Source organism: Exiguobacterium sp. s143 (assembly GCF_018618895.1).
GTDB classification, from domain to species: Bacteria; Bacillota; Bacilli; order Exiguobacteriales; family Exiguobacteriaceae; genus Exiguobacterium_A; species Exiguobacterium_A abrahamii.
In genome coordinates this window covers 1-20,243 of record NZ_JACSMX010000001.1, presented here as the reverse complement: position 1 = coordinate 20,243, position 20,243 = coordinate 1, and the positions used below count along the sequence as shown (strand labels likewise).

The 20,243-nt window shown below is 43.3% G+C and carries 26 protein-coding genes and 2 pseudogenes; 8 read left to right on the top strand and 20 right to left on the bottom strand.

Annotation, left to right across the window (positions count from 1 at the left end; translation table 11 throughout):
* Positions 1-51: 51 nt before the first annotated feature.
* The 9 genes from KNQ03_RS00135 to KNQ03_RS00095 form a co-directional block, all read right to left on the bottom strand.
* Positions 52-618, bottom strand: a complete 567-nt coding sequence (locus KNQ03_RS00135; protein ID WP_195865294.1) for a DUF1349 domain-containing protein — start codon at positions 616-618, stop codon at positions 52-54.
* Positions 619-659: 41 nt separating this feature from the next.
* Positions 660-1,373: an N-acetylmuramoyl-L-alanine amidase gene (locus KNQ03_RS00130; protein ID WP_371743227.1), complete on the bottom strand. Its 714-nt coding sequence runs from the start codon at positions 1,371-1,373 to the stop codon at positions 660-662.
* Positions 1,374-1,496: 123 nt separating this feature from the next.
* Complete coding sequence (locus tag KNQ03_RS00125) at positions 1,497-2,024, bottom strand: general stress protein (protein WP_214722850.1); 528 nt, start codon at positions 2,022-2,024, stop codon at positions 1,497-1,499.
* Entirely contained in the window at positions 2,021-3,067 is a 1,047-nt protein-coding gene (locus tag KNQ03_RS00120) for a DUF871 domain-containing protein (RefSeq protein ID WP_214722848.1), read from the bottom strand. The genes KNQ03_RS00125 and KNQ03_RS00120 overlap by 4 nt, the downstream gene beginning before the upstream one ends.
* Positions 3,068-3,149: 82 nt before the next feature.
* Positions 3,150-4,523, bottom strand: a complete 1,374-nt coding sequence (locus KNQ03_RS00115) for a PTS transporter subunit EIIC (RefSeq protein WP_214722846.1) — start codon at positions 4,521-4,523, stop codon at positions 3,150-3,152.
* A 12-nt stretch (positions 4,524-4,535) separates the two neighbouring features.
* Complete coding sequence (murQ, locus tag KNQ03_RS00110) at positions 4,536-5,420, bottom strand: N-acetylmuramic acid 6-phosphate etherase (RefSeq protein ID WP_214724248.1); 885 nt, start codon at positions 5,418-5,420, stop codon at positions 4,536-4,538.
* Between the two features lie 143 nt (positions 5,421-5,563).
* Positions 5,564-6,574 carry a PP2C family serine/threonine-protein phosphatase gene (locus KNQ03_RS00105; protein ID WP_214722843.1) on the bottom strand — a complete coding sequence of 337 codons (1,011 nt, stop codon included), beginning with the start codon at positions 6,572-6,574 and terminating at the stop codon, positions 5,564-5,566.
* Positions 6,559-7,254 (bottom strand): vWA domain-containing protein, encoded by a 696-nt coding sequence (locus KNQ03_RS00100; RefSeq protein WP_214722841.1) that lies wholly within the window; start codon positions 7,252-7,254, stop codon positions 6,559-6,561. Before KNQ03_RS00100 ends, KNQ03_RS00105 begins: the two co-directional genes overlap by 16 nt.
* A 24-nt stretch (positions 7,255-7,278) precedes the next feature.
* Positions 7,279-9,546 (bottom strand): protein kinase domain-containing protein, encoded by a 2,268-nt coding sequence (locus KNQ03_RS00095; RefSeq protein WP_214722839.1) that lies wholly within the window; start codon positions 9,544-9,546, stop codon positions 7,279-7,281.
* Between the two features lie 157 nt (positions 9,547-9,703).
* On the opposite strand from KNQ03_RS00095, the gene KNQ03_RS00090 reads away from it, so the two are divergent.
* Both KNQ03_RS00090 and KNQ03_RS00085 read left to right on the top strand, forming a co-directional pair.
* Positions 9,704-10,615, top strand: a complete 912-nt coding sequence (locus KNQ03_RS00090; RefSeq protein ID WP_214722837.1) for an EamA family transporter — start codon at positions 9,704-9,706, stop codon at positions 10,613-10,615.
* Between the two features lie 3 nt (positions 10,616-10,618).
* A complete protein-coding gene (locus tag KNQ03_RS00085; protein WP_214722835.1) occupies positions 10,619-11,080 on the top strand; it encodes a hypothetical protein in 462 nt (153 codons plus the stop codon).
* Between the two features lie 79 nt (positions 11,081-11,159).
* On the opposite strand, the gene KNQ03_RS00080 is transcribed toward KNQ03_RS00085, so the two are convergent.
* From KNQ03_RS00080 to KNQ03_RS00055, 6 genes are all read right to left on the bottom strand, one after another.
* A complete protein-coding gene (locus KNQ03_RS00080; RefSeq protein ID WP_064300093.1) occupies positions 11,160-11,636 on the bottom strand; it encodes a glutathione peroxidase in 477 nt (158 codons plus the stop codon).
* Between the two features lie 73 nt (positions 11,637-11,709).
* Complete coding sequence (locus KNQ03_RS00075) at positions 11,710-11,928, bottom strand: hypothetical protein (RefSeq protein ID WP_029341406.1); 219 nt, start codon at positions 11,926-11,928, stop codon at positions 11,710-11,712.
* A gap of 74 nt (positions 11,929-12,002) precedes the next feature.
* Positions 12,003-12,227, bottom strand: a complete 225-nt coding sequence (locus KNQ03_RS00070) for a hypothetical protein (protein WP_149427147.1) — start codon at positions 12,225-12,227, stop codon at positions 12,003-12,005.
* Positions 12,228-12,246: 19 nt separating this feature from the next.
* Complete coding sequence (locus KNQ03_RS00065) at positions 12,247-12,747, bottom strand: GNAT family N-acetyltransferase (protein ID WP_149427146.1); 501 nt, start codon at positions 12,745-12,747, stop codon at positions 12,247-12,249.
* 25 nt (positions 12,748-12,772) lie between these two features.
* Positions 12,773-13,063, bottom strand: a complete 291-nt coding sequence (locus KNQ03_RS00060; protein ID WP_035397924.1) for a hypothetical protein — start codon at positions 13,061-13,063, stop codon at positions 12,773-12,775.
* A gap of 46 nt (positions 13,064-13,109) precedes the next feature.
* The gene (locus KNQ03_RS00055) at positions 13,110-14,438 is read right to left on the bottom strand and encodes a M20/M25/M40 family metallo-hydrolase (protein WP_214722832.1); all 1,329 of its coding nucleotides are present in this window, start codon (positions 14,436-14,438) and stop codon (positions 13,110-13,112) included.
* Positions 14,439-14,545: 107 nt separating this feature from the next.
* Here KNQ03_RS00055 and KNQ03_RS00050 point away from each other — a divergent pair, with 107 nt between their 5' ends.
* Together KNQ03_RS00050 and KNQ03_RS00045 are read left to right on the top strand one after the other, a co-directional pair.
* Positions 14,546-15,466, top strand: coding sequence for a tetratricopeptide repeat protein (locus tag KNQ03_RS00050; RefSeq protein ID WP_214722829.1), 921 nt, complete (start codon positions 14,546-14,548; stop codon positions 15,464-15,466).
* Positions 15,467-15,578: 112 nt separating this feature from the next.
* A complete protein-coding gene (locus KNQ03_RS00045; protein ID WP_214722827.1) occupies positions 15,579-15,740 on the top strand; it encodes a hypothetical protein in 162 nt (53 codons plus the stop codon).
* Positions 15,741-15,797: 57 nt separating this feature from the next.
* Here KNQ03_RS00045 and KNQ03_RS00040 read toward each other — a convergent pair whose 3' ends face one another.
* Both KNQ03_RS00040 and KNQ03_RS00035 read right to left on the bottom strand, forming a co-directional pair.
* The gene (locus KNQ03_RS00040) at positions 15,798-16,646 is read right to left on the bottom strand and encodes an SMI1/KNR4 family protein (protein WP_214722824.1); all 849 of its coding nucleotides are present in this window, start codon (positions 16,644-16,646) and stop codon (positions 15,798-15,800) included.
* Positions 16,647-16,888: 242 nt separating this feature from the next.
* Entirely contained in the window at positions 16,889-17,308 is a 420-nt protein-coding gene (locus KNQ03_RS00035) for a hypothetical protein (protein ID WP_214722803.1), read from the bottom strand.
* Between the two features lie 250 nt (positions 17,309-17,558).
* On the opposite strand from KNQ03_RS00035, the gene KNQ03_RS00030 reads away from it, so the two are divergent.
* Complete coding sequence (locus KNQ03_RS00030) at positions 17,559-17,744, top strand: hypothetical protein (protein WP_214722801.1); 186 nt, start codon at positions 17,559-17,561, stop codon at positions 17,742-17,744.
* Between the two features lie 51 nt (positions 17,745-17,795).
* Here KNQ03_RS00030 and KNQ03_RS16955 read toward each other — a convergent pair.
* Positions 17,796-17,912 (bottom strand): annotated as a pseudogene (locus KNQ03_RS16955) (ATP-binding protein); the annotation flags it as partial.
* Between the two features lie 14 nt (positions 17,913-17,926).
* Positions 17,927-18,550: a DDE-type integrase/transposase/recombinase gene (locus KNQ03_RS00025; RefSeq protein WP_214722799.1), complete on the bottom strand. Its 624-nt coding sequence runs from the start codon at positions 18,548-18,550 to the stop codon at positions 17,927-17,929.
* Between the two features lie 76 nt (positions 18,551-18,626).
* On the opposite strand from KNQ03_RS00025, the gene KNQ03_RS00020 reads away from it, so the two are divergent.
* Complete coding sequence (locus tag KNQ03_RS00020) at positions 18,627-18,842, top strand: hypothetical protein (RefSeq protein ID WP_214724329.1); 216 nt, start codon at positions 18,627-18,629, stop codon at positions 18,840-18,842.
* An 82-nt stretch (positions 18,843-18,924) separates the two neighbouring features.
* Here the strand turns inward: KNQ03_RS00020 and KNQ03_RS17230 are convergent, their stop codons facing one another.
* Positions 18,925-19,179 (bottom strand): GNAT family N-acetyltransferase, encoded by a 255-nt coding sequence (locus KNQ03_RS17230; protein ID WP_214722797.1) that lies wholly within the window; start codon positions 19,177-19,179, stop codon positions 18,925-18,927.
* Positions 19,180-19,292: 113 nt separating this feature from the next.
* Here KNQ03_RS17230 and KNQ03_RS00010 point away from each other — a divergent pair, with 113 nt between their 5' ends.
* Positions 19,293-19,718: an HTH domain-containing protein gene (locus KNQ03_RS00010; RefSeq protein WP_214722795.1), complete on the top strand. Its 426-nt coding sequence runs from the start codon at positions 19,293-19,295 to the stop codon at positions 19,716-19,718.
* 229 nt (positions 19,719-19,947) lie between these two features.
* Positions 19,948-20,243 (top strand): annotated as a pseudogene (locus tag KNQ03_RS00005) (IS3-like element ISBsp3 family transposase); the annotation flags it as partial.

Genomic DNA, 20,243 nt, shown 5'->3' with positions numbered 1-20,243 from the left:
ACGATCAAAAAATGGACCGATGCCTGACATCGGTCCATTTGCTATGGCGTTTTATTTAACGATAGTTTCTAATGAGAAATCTAGTACTTCCACTTCACACCCTGCCGCTTCTACATCCGGACTACACGCATACGGTCCAATCTTTAAATCGGTCACATCATGTAAGTGTGCGATTCGGAGTTGCTCTTTGTGCTCTCCTGTCACGTGATACAGCGTGACGTCTTGATTGAGGTAATGGAGTTCAAAGACAAGCGGTGCATCAAACAGCGTATTGTCGACATCCCGACACGACCAGTCCGAGTACCCGAAGCTCGTCACGACGGCACCAAGATGCGATGGACCATCCGGAATGAACTCAGCCGAGACCTTCACCCAGTGATCGTCGTTCACATAAAGCAAAATCCCCGCCTGATCATATGTCGCATTCGGATTTAACTTTACTTCAATCCGGCACTTGAACTCCCCTTCCGGAGCATCCTGCAACAGTGCATGCCCCGTCAGACGGTTGAACTGATAATGAGTATTGCGCCAAAAATCCGTATCCGGATCCGTCATGAAACGTAACGGTGTTTCCTGTTCGATACGTGTCGGTGGGTTTAACCAACTTGTATTCTTCATCGAATTCTCCCCTTTTTAATCATTGATGATTGATTGCCTCTTTATTTTAGCGACGCATCAATCCCTTTTACCATCCCGTTCACGAGCTTTTTTTGATAACTGTCAGATGCTAATTTTTGATCTTCTGTTCGATTTGACATGAAGCCCATTTCAATCAACACAACAGGAGTCTTCGACCAATTGAAACCCGTCAGATCTTTTCGTGGAACAAGTCCAGTTCCGTAACTCTTTTTCGCCTTCGTCGATTCAATCAAGTGCTTCAACATGATGGTTGCTTGTTTTTTACTCGTCTTATTGATCGCCTTCGTCACTTGATCATCTGGATATAAGACGGAGATTCCTTCTACCTTTCGATCCGTGCTTCCGTCTGCATGAATCCGAACGGTTAAGGCAGCTTTCTTCGCATTACAATATTTTGCACGCTCTGCATTACTGATGTTGACATCATGTGTCGTTCGCGTCATATGTACCTGATATCCCTTTTTCACTAATGCAGCTTTTAATTTCAATCCGACTTGTAAATTCAGTTTATACTCTGGAATTTTCGTCTTTACTCCGCTCGTCCCCGCGCTCACTTTCACTTTCATGACCTTCGAACGTGGAGCGACCGGTTCTTTTGCTAAGTTTTGCTTTTTTTGATGACCTGGATCAATACAAATCGTTTCCTTCTTTGACGTCGATTTCGCCTGTCCATCGAGTGGCATCGCACTTCCAATCAATAGACTTAACATGATGAGTAAACCAATTCGTTTCACTTTTCATCACACTCCATACCATCCATTTTGCAAAACTTATTAACGTCCTCTTAGCTTCCGTAACTTTCGATAGCCACGAATGAGCATATCGAGCATACAATCCCTCCTATTTTCTATGAACCCTTAGACTACTTGACGAAGTCGTTGCATATCCTTATTCAATGCTGATCGTTTCAAACGTCTGTTCCGTATTAAGTATTGCACATCTGACCGGTTATCGTACATAAGTTGGATATGGAAATAATTGATATATTCGAGAATTGCGAATACATATAATAACAAGGCAAGTTGTGTTCCGGAGACGGGAAGCTCGGATCGGAAACGCATCCAATCGATTCCGAACGCACACGCTGTCAGAACGATCAAAGCCAGATTGATGACACGACAGTGACGTAATCGTCGGACGACGGGTACCGGGGTGACTGACGTTCCTTCCTTCTTCAGACGCCTTGACTTGCTGTACCAATACCAAGCTCCTTGAATCAACAACAGCTCAAACAAAAACAGTGACATCCAAAAGGCACTGAGTTCAAATAACTGCAGTCGTGGAAAGACACGATTACCAAACCAACTCAGCGGTAAAATCGTGACGACCGTGAACAGCTCCCCTCGGTACAGATAGGCGAGTCGTTCCGCAACGAGCTGCTTCATGGCGTCACCCATTCGATCCGGAACTTACTTCCTGGACCAAGCCGTGCGATCAATGGTTGATCAGCCTCAATCACGCGTCCGATGACGTTGACTCGCTCATCTGCCGACAAATTACGTTTCGTGATTTGAACCTCGCCCGCGTATCGCCCGTATTTTTCATTATCAATCGTGATCGTTCCAAGCGGACGGGCAGACGGATCTTGCGGTGTTAGATCGATCGTCGACGGCTTCATTCGCGACTCGACGGACCGAATGACATCCCGCGCCGGATCAAACCGATTCGTTTCCGTATCTCGTTGTACCTGTCGTCCGTTCGCCACGGCTCGGAGGATGATGATGCCGTCTTGCTCTGCTTCGAATTGCCGAATCGTCGCCTCCGTCAATCGTGGATCCCCAACAAGAATTCGATCAACGGTCGATTGTAAGTCGATGTAACTGACGAACGGTGCCGCATGCCGGTGTTCTTCAAGTGTCGGTAACGTCTCAAACAACGGTCCACGAAGTGTCCCGTCACCCGGTATGAACGCTTGAACTCGTAATCCTTGCGCCTGCAACCAGGCATTCTTTTCGTCGAACCATGTCCGGTCGAGTCCCGTTTCCGGTCGCGGATAAAAATTATGCCACGCTTCCGTTCGATCGATTCGCAGCCCGTGTGCCTTCATCTCCGTCAATTCATCTGCTGTTAACGTACTGGCGTTCAGTGCGACCATCATCTGTTTCGATAACGTCGCGATTTGCTGCGGGCTGATGCCGTAATCAAGACGCAGTCCTGTCACACCCCAGTCCGTTAACGTCGCTGCCGTTTCCCATGTCTTGCCGAGCGTCGCGAGCGACGCTGGTGCGATGTCCGCCACGAGTTCGAATCCGAGCTCACATGCTAAACGACCGAGCGCTTGCAAGCGTTCGACGTACAGTGAAGAATCGTCCTCGGGAATATGTAGCGATGTAAAGAGCGACGTAAAGCCAACAGCGCGCATCCGCTGTAGCCACTCGCTCGTCTCGTCTGTGATCGGTTCACTTAAATAGATTGATAATCCTTTCATCGACTCACTCCTTCTCTTCTCTACTTAGAGAAAAAGCAGCTGATTCCTTCTTTTGAGAAGGATTCAACTGCTGGTCAACACCTTAAATACCGTCTGCCATCTCTTCTTTGAAACCGAACCAATACGTGAACAGGAATCCTGCCGCGTACGAGATGACGAGACCACCGATGTACGTCAAATACATTCCGTTGTCGATCAACGGTGTCAATGATAAACCGGATACGCCGACTCCAAGCGCCGTCGTCTTCATCGTTGCTTGGAAGGCACCACCGACTGCTGCGCCGAGACATGCCGTTACGAACGGACGGCCGAGCGGCAACGTAACACCGTATAACAGCGGTTCACCGATTCCAAGGAAACCGACCGGAATCGCACCTTTAATGATGTTACGCAGGCGCGGATTGCGCGTCTTGACGAAAATCGCCATTGCCGCCCCGACTTGACCCGCTCCTGCCATTGCAAGAATCGGTAAGAGTGGCGTGTTGCCAATCGTGTTCAAGAACTCGAGATGGATTGGTGTAAGTCCATGATGAAGACCAACCATGACAAGTGGTAGGAAGAAGCCGGCCAGTACTGCCCCGGCGAGTGGTCCACCGACCTCAAGTACGGCATTGATTGCTTTCATGATACCGTCTGACAGCAGTCCAGCAACCGGCATGATCGCATAGAGCGAGGCAAATCCGACAATCAGCACCGTCAACAGTGGTGTAAAGATGATATCGATCGATGCGAACATGAAGCGACGGATGTGTTTCTCAAGATAGGTCATCAGCCAAGCGGCGAAGATGACACCAAACAAGCCGCCCCTGCCTGGAACGAGCGGTTCCCCGTAAATCGTGATGTCCGCAAGCACGGGGTTGAATAGAATCCCACCAGCAATCGCCCCGAGCACCGGCGTGCCGCCGAACTCCTTCGCCGTATTCCATCCGACAAGGATTGCGAGATATAAAAAGACCGTCCCACCGATCAAGAGTAAAATCTGCATCCATGTCTGTGTTGCATCGACACCCGCATTCTTAGCAAAGTTCGCACCACCGTTAATGATACCGGAAGCAACAAGACCCGGAATGAGCGGAATGAAGATGTTCCCGATTCGGCGCAAGAAGCGTTTGAACGGTGACTGTTGTTTTGCTTTTACTTTTTGCCGTTCGACGGCAGCTCGTTCTTCTGGCGTCAAGTTCGGATCAACGGACTCTTCCCCGATCGCGAGTCCTGTTTCGCGACTTAAGTGGTCGGCTACCCGATTGACCGTTCCCGGACCGACGACGATTTGTAACGTCTCATCATCGATGACCCCCATGACCCCATCAATCCGCTTTAACGCATCGATATCTGCTTGCGTCGGATCCTTTAGCGATAAACGAACCCGCGTCATACAGTGCGCAAGCTGCCGGAGATTATCTTTTCCACCGACGTGCTCGAGAATCGCGTGTGCCAGCACTTCTTCCTTCTTCATCGTGTTTCCCCCTTAGAGTGCGTCTCGGACAAATCCGTTCGCTTGCTGTAATCGTTCGACGGCTTCCGCATGCGGAACATTCGCGAGAATCATGACGATTGCCGTCTTGACGTGCCCGTGTGCTTCATGGAAGACACGCTCCGCCGTTACGGCATCGACTCCTGTCGCCTCACGGATCATCCGCTTCGCCCGAATCTCCAGTTTTTCGTTCGTTGACTGGACGTCGACCATCAGGTTTTGATAGACCTTGCCGACACCGATCATCGCCGCCGTCGAAACCATGTTCAAGACGAGCTTTTGTGCCGTTCCAGCCTTTAGTCTTGTTGACCCCGTCAAGACTTCCGGACCTGTTTCGACTTCGATCGCATAACGCGCGTGCCCACTGATGACCGCATCCGTGTTGCAAGAAATTGCTGCCGTCACCGCTCCGACTTCCTTCGCGTAATCAAGCCCGCCGATGACATACGGCGTCCGACCGCTTGCTGCGATCCCGATGACCGTATCACGAGCTTCTAGCTGGAGCCCTTTCAAATCGTCGACGGCAAGCGTCCGACTATCCTCTGCTCCCTCGACCGCCTTGATTAACGCGCGTTCGCCGCCAGCAATCAAACCGACGACCATGTCTGGTGAGACCCCGAACGTCGGCACACATTCTGCCGCATCGAGAATCCCGAGCCGCCCGCTCGTACCAGCACCGATGTAAATCAAGCGTCCTCCGTTTTTGAATGACGCAATGACATGTTTGACGACTTCCGCGATGACAGGAATTTGTTCCCGAATGACCGACGCGACCGTTTGATCCTCAGCGTTCATCACCCGTAAGACATCTTCGACTGTCATCTCATCGAGTTGCATCGTCTGTTCATTCCGACGTTCCGTTGCTAATTGATCTAACATCTGCTTCACCCTTTCTCTTCCCTCCCTTTATTATACAATTAAGAAATTTTAATTCAATATTATTTATTTAAATTTGAAATTAAATTTCTTTACAAAACATAGAGAACCTTTAGACTTTTTTGTGTCTAAAGGTTCTCTATTTATTATTTCCTTGAATACATTTTATTTTTATCTTTACTTATAAACCCTAAATTTAACAAATGATTTAAATGCTTTTTAGTATACTTTTCTGGTAATCCTATATTACTTGAAATTTCATCTAGATTCCTGTCTTTCTCTAAGAAATCCCAAATGTATAGTAATCTGTTTAGTCTCTTTTTTTTCCTGTTATATTTAGTATTAATTTTGAAGAGATCATATTTTTTGTAATTTTCTATACTGTTTATATTAGGCAAATTGTCAGTTTCTCTACACATCATAACTATGCTACAATCGTCTTTCGTATTTCTAAGAACTGTATTTTCAAAAGATTGTTTTAAAATTTTTGTATATTGTTGTTTTGATGAAATCAAGCTTCTATGAAGCAAGGTATTTAAAATAGGAGCAATTACTTTAGATTCTCTTTGGTAAAAGCTTTCGGCTGTTCCATCCGACATTAAAATAAAACCATCTATACTATCAAGTTTTCCCTTGATTAGATTAATTTTATTTTCAATGTTTTTGGAGGTTATAAAAATAGTTGAATTGATAAATTCACCGTTTGTAGGAGCTGATGCTACCTTAATCTCTCCATTTTTTGAATATGAAATTAATCCATCTCCTAAATGCATTATTATAAAACGATCGTTTTTTATAGCTACGAACATTGCTGTGGCAGCATAATCTTCAATTTTATTTCTCTCAGCGTCAGCAACTTTTTGAATTTCTGATTTTATAAGCTTAGAAATTTCAATTCGCACATTTTCAACTGATTCCTCATTATAAATTTTTTCAAAATAAGAAGAAACGTATTTACTCAATACATTTACTACTGTCAATGAACCTACATCCGAATTTTTAGCCGACCCAGCACCGTCAGATAGTATTCCATAATAAACACCATTTTCTGAAGAAAATTTAGAACTATCTTGACATGGCATTCCAGATAATTCGTGACTACGTCCTTTTAAACTTAAGGATAGACCACTCCATTCGTTTATCACAAACTTCCCCATCCTTTTACTCCATCTATATCTAATTTCACTTCTTCTCCTGGAGTTGACATTGAAGTTCTTGAAATACTATTACTTAACCAAGCAAAAAATTCTTTAAATTTTAATCCTTGTAATCGCAACGGAGAGCGATCTGGAGAGAATTTACCCAGTACACTCATGTCAGCATATTGTCCAATACCTATTGGAAACACAGTCAATTTTTTCGATTTGACTAAATCAACTGTATTTGAAATAGCATATTTTAGAGTTTCTTGATTACCATTTGGAGCACCATCGGTCATTAACACTAACCAAGGCTGATAATAGTCAACTCCCTTATCTCTATATTCTTGCTTTCTTCTTTCTAATAATTCTAAGGCTAATTCAACGCCTTCACCTAGTGGTGTCATTCCGTTAGCACTTAGAACTGGTGTTTCTTGTCTTTGAATATTAGAAAAATCTTGAAGACATGTCGCTTCATAGTTTCCACCAAACGTTACAATACTTATTTCAGCTGCAAACAGAGCGGTTTCATCATTTCTAATAGCTTCATAGAACATTTCTACTCCTTTATTTAGTTCATCAATTGCTAATCCATTCATTGAACTACTAATATCTAAACACAAGCATACTGGAACGCGAGCAGTAGGATTACTTATTAAGTCTTCTTGTCTTAGAACCATTAATTCATATTCATTCATGTTAAACACTCCTATTTAGTAATTTTATTTTTTGTAAAAGTTCAAAAAGTTTGTTAAAGCATTATTTAAAACATTGTATGGACCACTATTAGTTTGTTTATTTTTTTGAGTATTATTTGAATTTATATTTTTAGATACAGTAGTATTTTTTCTGATTCTTTCTTTATTTTTAAAATCACAATTTTTGCATCTATTAGGAATTCGACGATTTTCTCTTTTCAATACTTTGTATTCTTCATTAGAAACTGAGAATGAGGAATGACAATCAATGCAATTAAACGTTTGATATGATTTTCTAGTTCCATCATGGCATTCATAGCAAGTCTTATATTTGGGTTTATTTTGGATAAGCTTTTGCCTATTACTATAGATTATAAGTTTTCCGCAATTCTCACATGGATAATGTTCACCTTTTTTTAGACATTCATTGCACATTCCATTTGTCATGTAGCTATCTTTATGCTCCATTTTACAGATAGTACACGTTTCATAATTAAACTTTGATATTTTTTTTGCTCTTTTAGGAAATACATCTAGTGCCATTTCATCTTGATTGATAAGAGTACCGTCTATTATTAATCTTTCATAACGCTCAAAAAATTTTATCCATTCATCTACATTAATTCTATTCTCCGGTTTATTATTTAACCCTTCAAAATGGAAAGTGTTATAAAAACTTTCTTTTATAAAATAAGGAAGATGACTCCACATGAATCTCCATTGTCCGATTGGAGTTTTATGATTAGTTTTTTCACCTAGTCGATATGAGAAATCCATTTTTATAATGTTATCAATTGGACTTTCCCCACCTTGTTGAGAATAAGGCGGTTTTCCAGGTAGCATGATCATAAACATTAATGTTGAAACTGCGAAATATTCATTTTGAAACGTTCTTAAGAAATTATGAAAAGATTTTCTTTGAATTTCAGGTGCAGTGAAGTTTATAGTTCCAACTGGACAAGGATATTCTTCAATCTGATAGCTATCGGTGTCTACAAAATATACTTCTTTAGAAGAAACTATTAATATATTCATAGGATTTATATCACCTAAGATTATATTTCTTTCATGAAGATACTTTATATTTTTTAAAATGGTTAAACATAACTCTACAGAATTTTTTCGATTCCAAGTAGGGAAGTTTTTTTGTAGTAATTGATTAATAAAAAGGGTTTTTTGTAGTTCTTTTCCTTTTCCTTTAGGCATAAGATAACCTACAAATTCATTGTTTTTTGTGTAAAGTATGTCTTGAGGATAACAAATGCTTTCATTCTCAATTTTTATGCTAATCATTTTCTTTATTTTTTCAAACTTTCTTGTATTCAGTTGATCCTTTTTATATATTTTAGCTAGATATTTTGTATTAGTATCATATATAACTCCTTCTCCTCCGCTGGCAATTTCACTAATAAGTTTAATTTCAAGACCCTTACCACTAAGTAATACATCTCCATTTATCGGAATTTTTAAAATTCCTAACGGAGAGTTTGCTTTTTCAACAACTTTTGTAGATAGTTTAAATACCTCATGCTTTGTATTATTTGTTTTTTTATCAGAAATTTTTATTCCTTTATTATTTGATCCATCTTTAATGATATTTTTACTTATATTATGTTTACTTAGAAATCCGTATCTATTCACCGTTCTTACATTTATTACTTTATTAGTTTTTACAGAGGTTATATTACTTAAATTTTCTATATCACTTGCCAATTTTTTATCTTTGGTAATCAGTAGTAAATTGTGATTAATTCTTAACTTCGTAAAAACTGATAAAAAAACATTATCGGCGAATGATTCATCAAAACCTCCTCTAATCTCAATTAAATTTTGCTTTTTAAGTTGATTCAAAATTAAAATAATCTTTTTGGATTTTTCTTTAAGCTGTCTGTTTGAAGATTCATTTGCATGTTTTTCTAATTCCATTCCAACTTGAGGAATTATTATTAATTTCCCGTTGGTTTCTTTTAATATCGGAATTATATTTTTGATAAATAAATTAATTTCATCATCTAACAAACTACTTGTATCTAAAAATATTTTAAAATTTTTAACATAATGTTTTAATCTTCTAATTGAATTCATTTCGATTTCTGTTTTATGGTTATTACCTGCGTCTAATTCTTTTCTGTTTTCTGATAGTATTTTGTATATTTTATATCCATTTTCTCTAGAAATATTAATTTGACCGTGTTGTATGTGGAACCCAGATGCATCAAGTTCATTTATCATTTCATCTAAACTAATACTAAAGTCCGCCGCAATTTTTAAAATATTCGTTTCATTATACACTCATCTATTCACTCCTCATCAATAGTTTTATAAATACTATTTTATTCCTTTTTTTATTTATAAATTGTTTTTTTTTACTTATTAGGTAAGTAAATTTCACACATAAATTGTGACTATATATTTAATCCTCTTTATGAAATAAGAATTGAGGTGACCCATGTCTAAATCATCATCGATGTTGCTCATATTACTTGCTGCGATCTTTTGGGGCACGACGGGAACCTCACAAGCCTTTGCGCCAGAGGATGCACATCCGATTGCAATTGGTGCCGTTCGTCTGGCTGTCGGTGGACTGTTCTTACTCTGTCTCGTTCTCTTCAAAGGAACGCTGACGTTACGCGACTGGCCGGTGCGGACGATTTTACTTGCTGCCGTCAGCATGGCGGCTTACCAACCGCTGTTCTTCTCAGCTGTTTTGATGACCGGTGTCGCCGTCGGTACCGTCGTCGCAATCGGTAGCGCACCGATCTTTTCCGGGTGTATCGAGTGGCTGTTCCTAAAGAAACGTCCAGCGCTGCTGTGGTGGGCATCGACCGGACTATCGATCACCGGATGTCTGTTGCTTCTGAACAATCAAGGAACGGTTGCGATCGATCCAATCGGGATCATCCTTGCACTCGGTGCCGGACTATCGTTTGCCGGGTATACGTTCGTCAGCCGTGACCTCGTCAAGACACACGCGCCGCTGTCAGTCGTTGCCGTCATTTTCACGACAAGCGCCTTGCTGTTGTCACCTCTGCTCTTCTTATTCGACCTCTCGTGGTTGTTCACGTCACGTGGTGCTGGAATCAGCCTCCATCTCGGTGTCGTTGCGACCGGAATCGCTTACTGGTTATTCGCAAAAGGACTATCGAACGTACCATCGTCGACTGCCGTCACGCTCTCGCTCGGTGAACCGCTGACAGCTGCCTTGCTCGGTGTATTCGTCCTCGGCGAACAGTTAAGTGGCACGGCTTGGTTCGGGATCTCGTTATTGTTACTCGGAATCGCCTTATTGATCGGTTCGTCTCGCCTAGCAGCGCGCCAAACCGTTTTGACAGAAGAACGACAAACTCGGACTGGAGGCTAAATCATGCAAGAAATCACGCTTGAGAAACTACAATTTCGTGAAGATTATCACATCGGACTCAATCAGTTCTTGATGGATGTCGCAAATGGTAACCGATTGATCTTTCATTTTCGTGGGCATACGGAGGAGACGATGGTCATCGTCGGCGACTACAGCTGTAATTACTTCCGATTGACCTTCGAGGCGGATGCGATTCTGCTTCGTTCACCGGACCTCTATGAACTAAAAGAAGATGTCGAGATCAACTCGATTCCACTTCTGACGCTGACCGATTCAAAGCTGCTGACATTCGCACGTGAAATGATGAATCTCGATCCTACAAAAGACTGGGTTCATTACTGGCTTCGTGCGTTCGAGCAGGATTTTCATGTCTTGTCCCCCCGTCCACCGGTTCTGACCGATCTCGGGCATAAGCGCAGCGATGCGATTGTCAAGCATTCCTTTGATTCGTTCATCGTTGAATGACATAAAAAAAGCCCTACCTCGCCAAAGGTAGGGTATTCGTTCGTCCCGCCCAACGACTCGCGCCGGACGGTTACTATGATTATAGATACAAGGATAAGGTTTTCTCAACCGACTGGACGGAATCGACCGGACTGAACCGCTGTACGACACGTCCTTGGCGATCGATTAAAAACTTCGTATAGTTCCATTTGATCTTTGACGACAGTAGACCCGACCGTTCGCGTTTTAGGAATGTATAAAGCGGATGTTCATTTGGTCCATTGACATTTATCTTCTGAAACATCGGAAACGTCACGCCATAGTTCAGCTGACAGAACTGCATCGTCTCTTCCTGACTCGCGAACTCCTGCTGATTGAATTGATCGCACGGAAAGCCAAGCACCGTGACTCCTTGCTCGTCATATTTATCGTACAATGCCTGTAGTTCGCCAAGTTGTTTGACGAGCCCACATTTGCTTGCCGTGTTGACGATCACGAGGACACGCCCCGCATAGTCACCTAATGATACAGTCTCGCCCGCTGCATTTTGTACGGTTGCATCGTATACGGTTTGCATGTTTCCCAGCTCCTTTGCCCCGAGTATAAGACAAAACGCGCACCCTGTCGTTTTCAGGCATGCGCGTAATGCTTTACCAGATCGTCTCTTCTTTGTCGCTCAGTTTGATGACGAACGGTAGGATCAAGACGAACAAGAGACTGACATAACCGAGCGATAAGTAATGTTGCGAGTCTTTTGAAATGTATTGCTTCACGCCGCAGTTCGGACATGCTTTCCCATGTTTCGCAAATCCAACAGCGAGCACTTCTTTCGTTTTGAACTTATATTGGCAATTCGTACAACGTACCATCTGATCATCTCCTTCTTCCTTATCTACTGGTGGATTCAGGAAAAAGTTTCATGAAATCGAAGGTAATCGACATCTTACCTCATCGATTCTTCTCGGCCGCTCAACCGAATCAGAAACGGCAAGAACAGGACGAACAAGAGACTGATATTCCCAAGTGAGAGATAAAATTGTGACTTTCGGGACATGTATTGTTTCACGCCACAGTTCGGACACGTCTTGCCTTTCCCATGTATCGCAACACTGACAGCGAGTAGTTCTTTTGTGTTGAACTTATACTGACAATTCGTACAGCGTGCCATGACATCATCCCCTTTTCTGTTATCTACTTATAGATTTTGGAAAAGGTTCCGTCGAGTGGATGGGTTGTAAACGCATCTTCAAAAATTCATAGCTTCCACCATTCGTCGCCTGTTGGAACCGTTCGACGGGAAGGAAGCCACTATTCGTATACAAGCGAATCGCCCGCTCGTTGAATGTCGCGACAGCTAATTCAATTTGTTTAGGTGCATACCGGTCCATGATGAACGCAAGACCGGCTTCTAAAAATGCCACTCCATTTCCTCGTCCTGTCAAGTCTGGTCGCATGCCAAGCCCGACATCAACGACGTCTGCGTTTGGTTCAAATACATAATAACCAATCAATTCTTCCCGATCCAACACAGCGAAGTAATGTTCCGTTCGCTTTGCTGGATCGAGAAATTCTGCTAAATCTTCTTCGTCATTCGGCATATCATAAAATGCAAACGTCCCGTCATATTGCCACTCGTAGGCGATCTGTTCCGCCTGTCGTTGCGTCAGCGGTGAAAATGTATAGCTCATCAGGATTCAGCTCCTCTTGGATTCCTCAACGAGATCGATTCTTTCGGTAGTCTAACAGTAGCGGCAATACGTTTAATCCGATCGAAATGAACGTCAACACCCACAGTGCCCGCTCCATGCCCGGTACGACGTCTTGTAACGCTGCCCAGTCCTCTCGCGCCACGAATTCCGCGACAAGTCGGTATTCGGCGCACAGCGTCAGTGCCGTAAAACTCAGTCCGAGCACCATCAGGAAACGATAGTCCTTACCGATCAAATAAAAGATAATATTCAGTGCCGTAAATCCAATCGCCAGTAAACCCAGTATGATCCACATCGTATCGTCTCCTTTCACCTCTCATTTTTACTATATTTGGAATCCATTACTCGGTATATCCGCCTAGAGTTGGATTTTCTGTTCGCTCAGCGAAATAACGCTCGAGCAGCCGATGATGGAGTAACGTTTCGACCAAACGGACGGTTTCGAGCGTCGCTGCAAAATCAACCTGTTCAAAATCCGTATGCTCATGCAGATAGCCGACGGACAAGTTGACAGCTGGAATAGCTCGTAGCGCGAATAGTTTCGCATCACTGCTCCCCCCGTACCGTGTCGTTCGCCAATCTGGCATATCACTCAACAGACCGGCTTGCTCAAAATATGCGCCAAAAGCCGTCTCACAAAAATCAAACTCGCCATAACAACCTGTAACGATGTCGCGTGTACCGCGGCGATCAAAGACGATTGCTGCGTCGACGTCCTCTAAAAAGGACGCGTCCATCGCTTCCGCACCACGACAACCGATTTCTTCTTCGACTGAAAAAGCGAGCTTGATCGTTCCGCGGAAGTCAGTCGCTGGGATGCGTTCCATGAGTTCAAGAATCGCAGCGATGCCCGCTCGATCATCTGCCCCGAGAATCCCGTTTGAGCTCGTTAAGATTGTTCCTTCCTGAAACAGCGTCCGGTACGAATCGATACGTTCGACGGTATCAAGATGTGCCGATAATAAAATGACCGGTCCTTCCCCTTGATGGTAGGTCACGAGCAGGTTCCCTTTTTCATCGACAAAAGAATCGTCAGCAAACCGGCGGACTGCCTGTTGTACACGACTACGAACCATCTGTTCCCTTCTGCTTTGTCCAGGAATAGCGAGCCATCTTAAAAGACGCTTTCTGAAGCGTTGCAATTCCAGCTCTTGTATCGTTGATGCGTCTTGTTTGATGCGATATAAGATTTCCGCAAAATCCAGCAACAGCGAACGCTGATCTTTCACTTCAAGTTGAATCCACCGACTCTGTAAGGACACAGTCAACCCTGGAACCGCATCTGCCGCTAAACGAAGCAGATACCGTTGCTGGTTCGTCAGCAGATCCTGCGTATAAACCCGAGCAGCTCGTTTACCGTGACCGTCACAACAGGAACTTGTCAAAATCCCAAGTTCGTTCAACATACGGACAACGCCTCGGACATGCCCGTCAAACAGGTGATAGGGTAACGCCTGTCTTCTTGGATCAAACAATGCTTCCACCCCATGATCGTCAAGTGGTGCATAGCGATGTTTTGCTTGTTCGATCCAATCAAGAATCTCTTCATCCGTCGCTTCTTGTTGACCCGCACGTTGCACGACATCTTGTACACAAGCTGACCATGTTGGTTCTTTGATGACTTCCCCACTTAAAATGCCATATCGGATCCATTTGGTTTCGTTTTTCATCTCACATCGACTCCTTTAATGTTGATACCTATAGAGTAGCAACACCACTGTGACAGCTTGTCACACGCGTTGGTCAGCCCTATGATGAAAGAAAAGAGACAGAAAGGATGAACGGGATGATAACGAGTTATGCACGAGCGCAAGAACTCCGGCACGCCATTCGGGAAACGACGGATCGAGATGAAAGAAGACAATTGGAAGACGAACTGACGAATCTGTACGTCCGCCAAGCGGAGTACTCGAAATTTTCGGAGACGCCGGATTATGGCGCAGCGCGTCGCGCATTGACTATGGCAATCCGCCTTCGTCCGAAGCATCCACTTGCGAATTATCGTCTTGGCTATATTCTTTATGTCAAACGCCAGTATGCGGAAGCGATACGTCACTTCAGCCGAGCGCTCGACGGTACGGTCGACGCTGCTCTGAGCGACATCCAGACGACACTGACGCATATGTTTGTCGTCAACTGCAGCATCTACCTAGCGCGCGAATCACTTGCTGAACTCGAATACCGAGAACACGAGGAGCATCCGAGCGAAGCGGCACGACTCAACAAATATCGAAACGAATTACTCGTTGAAGATGAGCACCTGTTTGATCGTCTTTATTATCGAAAAATTCAAGACGGAACGGAGACGTTAATCAATGAACGTTCGTTTCAAGAATATCAAGCTGACGATCAAGAAATCGTCTTACGGAGCAGTTCAGAGGGAACCTTTGTCGAGTGGAGAAATAAAACCATCTTACTGAATCCGAACGGTTTCTTGACACTCTTCATGATTATGACGAACACGACATCAACATATCCTGCGCTAGCCGATCGATTGACGGAATTGAGTGGTCAAGCGATAACGTACGATCATGTCCGTCAGCTTCTCCGTCGTTTACGAAGTGACCTATTTTTCTTTCAGGACATCGTCCAAACGACATCGCTTCGCATGAATGATGGCACGCGAATGAATGGCTTTTCTGTCGCTGATGGTGTGAAGGTGACGATCTTATGTCGAGCGGATCATTTGTTGATGTAGGAAGATAAATGGATATCATTTGTAAATGAGTGTTTCGAGTTATATACTCTTACTTTCGCATCCACTGCTTAGAAGGAGATCATGAATGGAATCGCTGAAGGAGTGATATGTAATGCTTGACGGGTACGTCGTCGTCAAAAAAGAAGGTGGCCATCTACCACAAGAAGAATTTCTCGTCGAATTTACAAGCTGGCTAGAGACAAAAGGTCGTGGCTGGACAGGACTTTCTACTCAAGTCGATCAGGACGGAAACGCCATCGACAATATCAAATAACTACATATCGCAAAAAGACCGGTCAAAGGAATGATCCTTCGACCGGTCTTTCAATTGCTACTCCAAGAAGTTGATTCGTACTCCGATGATTTGTTTATCTCGATTTTTCTTTACTTTTAGATGATAGATGCCGTCTCCATATCCAGACTCGGTCATGATACCCGCTTGAAACAAATGGACGTCCTTTTGACCGAAAAAGAGTTCCTCGGCTAGTTCCTCCTCACGAAACGCAACATCATCACCAATCAGTACAAATCCCGAATCAATCGCAATCTCATGCGAGCGCGTCCATCTGCCCGTCGGCTGATCGACACCTTCGTATACTGTAAGCAAACGAACCGTTCCATCTGAATCATATGTGACGGAAGCCGTCCATGCCCCAGACTTCACTTGCTCCAAGACAATCGATGCTACGTCTTTTTCATTTGAATCCGTCACGAGCAGTCGATGACTACTAACACTAAAAGTACCAAGGGCAATCTTTTTATTTGCCCGGTCACGTAACATTTCGGATTCTACCCATTCGTTGAGTGAAGAGGCACAATATTTTTCAAGTCCCTTTTTAGGATGCCACGTGAAGACGAGCTCTTGTAAAAAACGACGTCGAATCCGGTAGCACAACCGTCTCCCATCTAAATGTTCACCAAAGCAGATCATATCCTCCGGTAAACCATCTGGACGATTTATGTGATGGTGGATGATATCTTCGACTTCAGAATGACTCGATTCAGTAGGTATCGAATAGAGTTGCCAGTCATGAAAGGCTGCACCATTTGATTCCTGCATGAGTGAAATGTAATCCGTCGAGAATTTTACACCGAGGATTTTTTCTGCACGCTTTAGATCGATTAGTGATACACCCGGGCGTTTAGACGATGGATTGATCTGTTTGATGGCTGGTTTCATGCAGCACCTCCGATAGCTGAAGAGTGAATTTACTCTTCATTCTCAGCTTCATATAGTTCATCATTGACTTGATACGTGATGATTTCTTCTGACATACTCCGAATGACGTTTTCTAACGAATTCACCGATCGATCGTTTGAACATATGAAAAAACCACATCCGTCATGACCAGGCTTAATAAGCACTGATGGAGGAGTTCGATCAAATGAAGCAACTGACAGATATTGTTGAAACCCCCAATGCTACCTTTCCTCAAACGTAAATTTTAAATTATCATAATTCGAAATCACGTAGAAGACATTCTCTTCTCCCAACCAGTACGTCTTACGAACGACGCGTCTGAGTGCTTTCTTGTTCTTTAACTCGACTGTAAAATAGACAAGCGGATCTAAATGATGTTTGCGATTCGGATAAACCATTTGAATGGTATAGTCAACATCCTGTTGCTGAAAGAACTGCTGATGTCGTTCTCTTAATACATATTCATCTGAAAAATACAGATACAGTGGAAAATCATTTCGATGCTCTAAAAACTCAAACAAAATTTTCTTCGTCGGTGTAATACATTCGTCTCCCTCTGACGGACTTATTAAGTATGCCGTTTTAATTGACTCGTCCATATCTAAAAAGTGACCGAACAGACGACCTAAATCACCCGTCACTGCATATTCCTCAATTCAGATTTTTGTCATGCTTATCTCCTTTAGTACGTATATGTACATCATTAATATATGCTGAACTGTTTGAAACAGGATTAATCCAAGATGACGATTCAACTCTTGAAGTTATTAAAACAGTATCACTACAAGCAAAAGCAGTTTTAAAAGTTATGAATTCAACATTCCCAGCACCTTACGCAATCAGAAGAAAAACAAACACAGCGTATTAGATGAAAAATGGATGAGATATTCGATGAAATTTTTAATCAATGATTTTGGTATGACATCTAAGTTTAACGTTTTAGGTATTAAAACAACAAATAAAAAAGTAGTTGTAAGTGATCAAATATTAAGCGATCCAAAAAAACTAATGAATAACGTATCACAATTTTTAGATCAAAGTTTTTTACAAGAAGTTCCTGAGCTAAATTCGGTGTGACCGTCAAGAAGAAAAGTCATATTACGATGATTTAAGCACAAAACTTTTCGATCATTCTTTATGTTCTGTAAAAATAGTAGACCGATAGCGCATCCGGTAGCTTTCCTCGTCCATTTGAATGATTTCTGCACGATGTAAGAGCCGATCAAGAATAGCTGTGACGATTCCATTAAAAGTAAGTCTCACTTATTTTCGTTTACGGCTACCAAAGCATCTTGGTCATAGACCAGTTCACGAGTCCGTCCGCCAAAGAAACGAAACGCATTTTCATGACACCTCATCATGTCTGCTACTTTAAACGGTCGATCGAGCCATTCGACATACTTGTAACGAGAATGTGCCAAAACGAAGGCGATAAACCGTCCTCTCGTTTCTGAATTATCTTCATGGGAGAGCGTAACCATCCCGAAATCGACTTGAATCTGTTGACCTGGCGGTAACTCTTGAACGGCAACGTACTTTCGTTCTTTCGTCATTCTGCTGATACCATGCTCTTTTCTCAAATCACGTACATAGAGTCGGACCGTACTTTCTCCGACCTGAAGATTTGGATGACGTTCTCTGAGCCAGTCTTCCACTTGGGAAGCTTTCAGGGTTGGGTATTCCTGTAGCCATGACAAAATTTCTTCCCGATAGGGATCCAACTTTCTCACTTTACGCTGTCGTTTGCTATCCCACTGATCAAACGTCGTTCTATCCATTGATAAATAATCATAGACACGATTTCTACTCACGTTGAGCTGCGTTGCAATTTGAGAAACATTAAATCCTTTGGATTTTAATTGATGAATCGTTCCGTAGATCATCCACTTTTCCACTCCTAGTTCATCTCCCTACATCTGTTCTAAATACAGTGTAGCGAAGAAGTATTTGATTCGAGAAGTGTTGGATTTAAATCGTCGTGGATTGTTGTCTTCCTCTTTGCAGTCACAAATGATGGGACTCGATCCTACAAAAGACTGGGTCCATTACTGGCTCCGTGCGTTCGAGCAGGATTTTCATGTCTTGTCGCCCCGTCCACCGGTTCTGACCGATCTCGGACATAAACGAAGCGATGCGATCGTCACCTATTCATTTGATTCGCTCATCGTTGAATGACCCGAAACATTTCATACGCAAAAGATCCACGAAACAGACAATCGTTTCATGGATCTTTTCTATGCAAATTTATAGGCACACATTATAAACGGTCAATCGTATACTCCATCATCCAGCATGTATCTTCATTGATTTTTTTCACTATCTGAAACCCGCATTTTTCATAAGCTCTAATTGCTCTAAGATTTGCTACGGTGGGATCTAAAATAATTCGATTTACTTCCTTGTCTCGAGCAATATCTTCAATGAATAACTTTATCATTCTCGTTCCAAAACCCTTATTAAAAAGTTCAGGATAACCAATAAACTGGTCTATTCTAAATATGATAAAATTCACAGTGAACTGAACCCCGAATGATAGACACTTAAAAAAAAGTGCATCATTCGGGGTTTTTCGTGTGGATACGAATCGCTATAATGAACCTATTCAATCAGACGGGAGAAACAATCATGAGTAAAATCATCTTCACCATGACCCAAATCAATCAGCTCGAAGAAAATCCGAACGTCGCTTCCGTATCAGAACGCTCGATCCAGTACACGACCGAGTTCAATGTCAGGGCCGTACGTGAGAATATGGAAGGAAAGGGACCTCAACAAATCTTCATGGAGGCCGGATTCGACCTGACGGTGATCGGGAAACGAAAAGCGCATTCTGCGTTGATTCGCTGGCGCAAAACGTTCCGAAAAGACGGAGAGGAGGGTCTCCGGAACGATAAACGTGGAAAGGCTCTGGGAGGCGGACGCCCGAAGACAGACGAGTCGATGGAGAGACGGTTGGCGAAGGCAGAGGCACGGATCAAATACCTGACGGCAGAGAACGAGCTCTTAAAAAAGCTAGAGCAATTAGAGGGGCAGGCGAAACGTACGAACTGACACCAGCAGAGAAATATCAGGTCATCAACACCGTCATCCGCACCGCACAGATTAAGAATCTCGTCCGCCCACTATGTGAGATTGCCGGAGTGAGCCGCAGTGGCTATTACGCTTGGTTGAATCGTGCCGAGGCGGATTCCCTCCGGGAAGAGTGTGATCATCTAGATGCGACACTCCTCAAGAGCATCCATGATAGCCATAAAGGCAAATCGGCTATCGGGGGCTGTACATGGAGGTGTTCGCCACCATCGGTTTCCCGATCAACCATAAACGGATTCTCCGACTGATGCGCAAATTTAACATCGTGACTAAAATCCGAAGGATGAACCCGTACCGCAAGCTCTCTCGGGCGACGCACGAGCACCGCGTCGTGCCGAACCGATTGAATCGCGAGTTCCGGCAGAGCGAGCCTGGGAAGGTGTTCGTGACCGATATTACCTATCTCCCCATCGCCTCCGGCGAGAACGTCTATCTGTCTTGTGTGAAGGACGTCGCCACACGCGAGATCGTGGCATACAAACTATC

What these genes read in the sequence shown, in the direction of transcription:
- KNQ03_RS00135 (WP_195865294.1), bottom strand. Translation starts at nt 618, where the DNA reads ATGAAGAATACAAGTTGGTTAAACCCACCGACACGTATCGAACAGGAA.
- KNQ03_RS00125 (WP_214722850.1), bottom strand. Translation starts at nt 2,024, where the DNA reads ATGAAGCAGCTCGTTGCGGAACGACTCGCCTATCTGTACCGAGGGGAG.
- KNQ03_RS00120 (WP_214722848.1), bottom strand. Translation starts at nt 3,067, where the DNA reads ATGAAAGGATTATCAATCTATTTAAGTGAACCGATCACAGACGAGACG.
- KNQ03_RS00115 (WP_214722846.1), bottom strand. Translation starts at nt 4,523, where the DNA reads ATGAAGAAGGAAGAAGTGCTGGCACACGCGATTCTCGAGCACGTCGGT.
- murQ (WP_214724248.1), bottom strand. Translation starts at nt 5,420, where the DNA reads ATGTTAGATCAATTAGCAACGGAACGTCGGAATGAACAGACGATGCAA.
- KNQ03_RS00105 (WP_214722843.1), bottom strand. Translation starts at nt 6,574, where the DNA reads ATGGGGAAGTTTGTGATAAACGAATGGAGTGGTCTATCCTTAAGTTTA.
- KNQ03_RS00100 (WP_214722841.1), bottom strand. Translation starts at nt 7,254, where the DNA reads ATGAATGAATATGAATTAATGGTTCTAAGACAAGAAGACTTAATAAGT.
- KNQ03_RS00090 (WP_214722837.1), top strand. Translation starts at nt 9,704, where the DNA reads ATGTCTAAATCATCATCGATGTTGCTCATATTACTTGCTGCGATCTTT.
- KNQ03_RS00085 (WP_214722835.1), top strand. Translation starts at nt 10,619, where the DNA reads ATGCAAGAAATCACGCTTGAGAAACTACAATTTCGTGAAGATTATCAC.
- KNQ03_RS00080 (WP_064300093.1), bottom strand. Translation starts at nt 11,636, where the DNA reads ATGCAAACCGTATACGATGCAACCGTACAAAATGCAGCGGGCGAGACT.
- KNQ03_RS00075 (WP_029341406.1), bottom strand. Translation starts at nt 11,928, where the DNA reads ATGGTACGTTGTACGAATTGCCAATATAAGTTCAAAACGAAAGAAGTG.
- KNQ03_RS00070 (WP_149427147.1), bottom strand. Translation starts at nt 12,227, where the DNA reads ATGGCACGCTGTACGAATTGTCAGTATAAGTTCAACACAAAAGAACTA.
- KNQ03_RS00065 (WP_149427146.1), bottom strand. Translation starts at nt 12,747, where the DNA reads ATGAGCTATACATTTTCACCGCTGACGCAACGACAGGCGGAACAGATC.
- KNQ03_RS00060 (WP_035397924.1), bottom strand. Translation starts at nt 13,063, where the DNA reads ATGTGGATCATACTGGGTTTACTGGCGATTGGATTTACGGCACTGAAT.
- KNQ03_RS00055 (WP_214722832.1), bottom strand. Translation starts at nt 14,438, where the DNA reads ATGAAAAACGAAACCAAATGGATCCGATATGGCATTTTAAGTGGGGAA.
- KNQ03_RS00050 (WP_214722829.1), top strand. Translation starts at nt 14,546, where the DNA reads ATGAACGGGATGATAACGAGTTATGCACGAGCGCAAGAACTCCGGCAC.
- KNQ03_RS00045 (WP_214722827.1), top strand. Translation starts at nt 15,579, where the DNA reads ATGCTTGACGGGTACGTCGTCGTCAAAAAAGAAGGTGGCCATCTACCA.
- KNQ03_RS00040 (WP_214722824.1), bottom strand. Translation starts at nt 16,646, where the DNA reads ATGAAACCAGCCATCAAACAGATCAATCCATCGTCTAAACGCCCGGGT.
- KNQ03_RS00030 (WP_214722801.1), top strand. Translation starts at nt 17,559, where the DNA reads ATGAAATTTTTAATCAATGATTTTGGTATGACATCTAAGTTTAACGTT.
- KNQ03_RS00025 (WP_214722799.1), bottom strand. Translation starts at nt 18,550, where the DNA reads ATGATCTACGGAACGATTCATCAATTAAAATCCAAAGGATTTAATGTT.
- KNQ03_RS00010 (WP_214722795.1), top strand. Translation starts at nt 19,293, where the DNA reads ATGAGTAAAATCATCTTCACCATGACCCAAATCAATCAGCTCGAAGAA.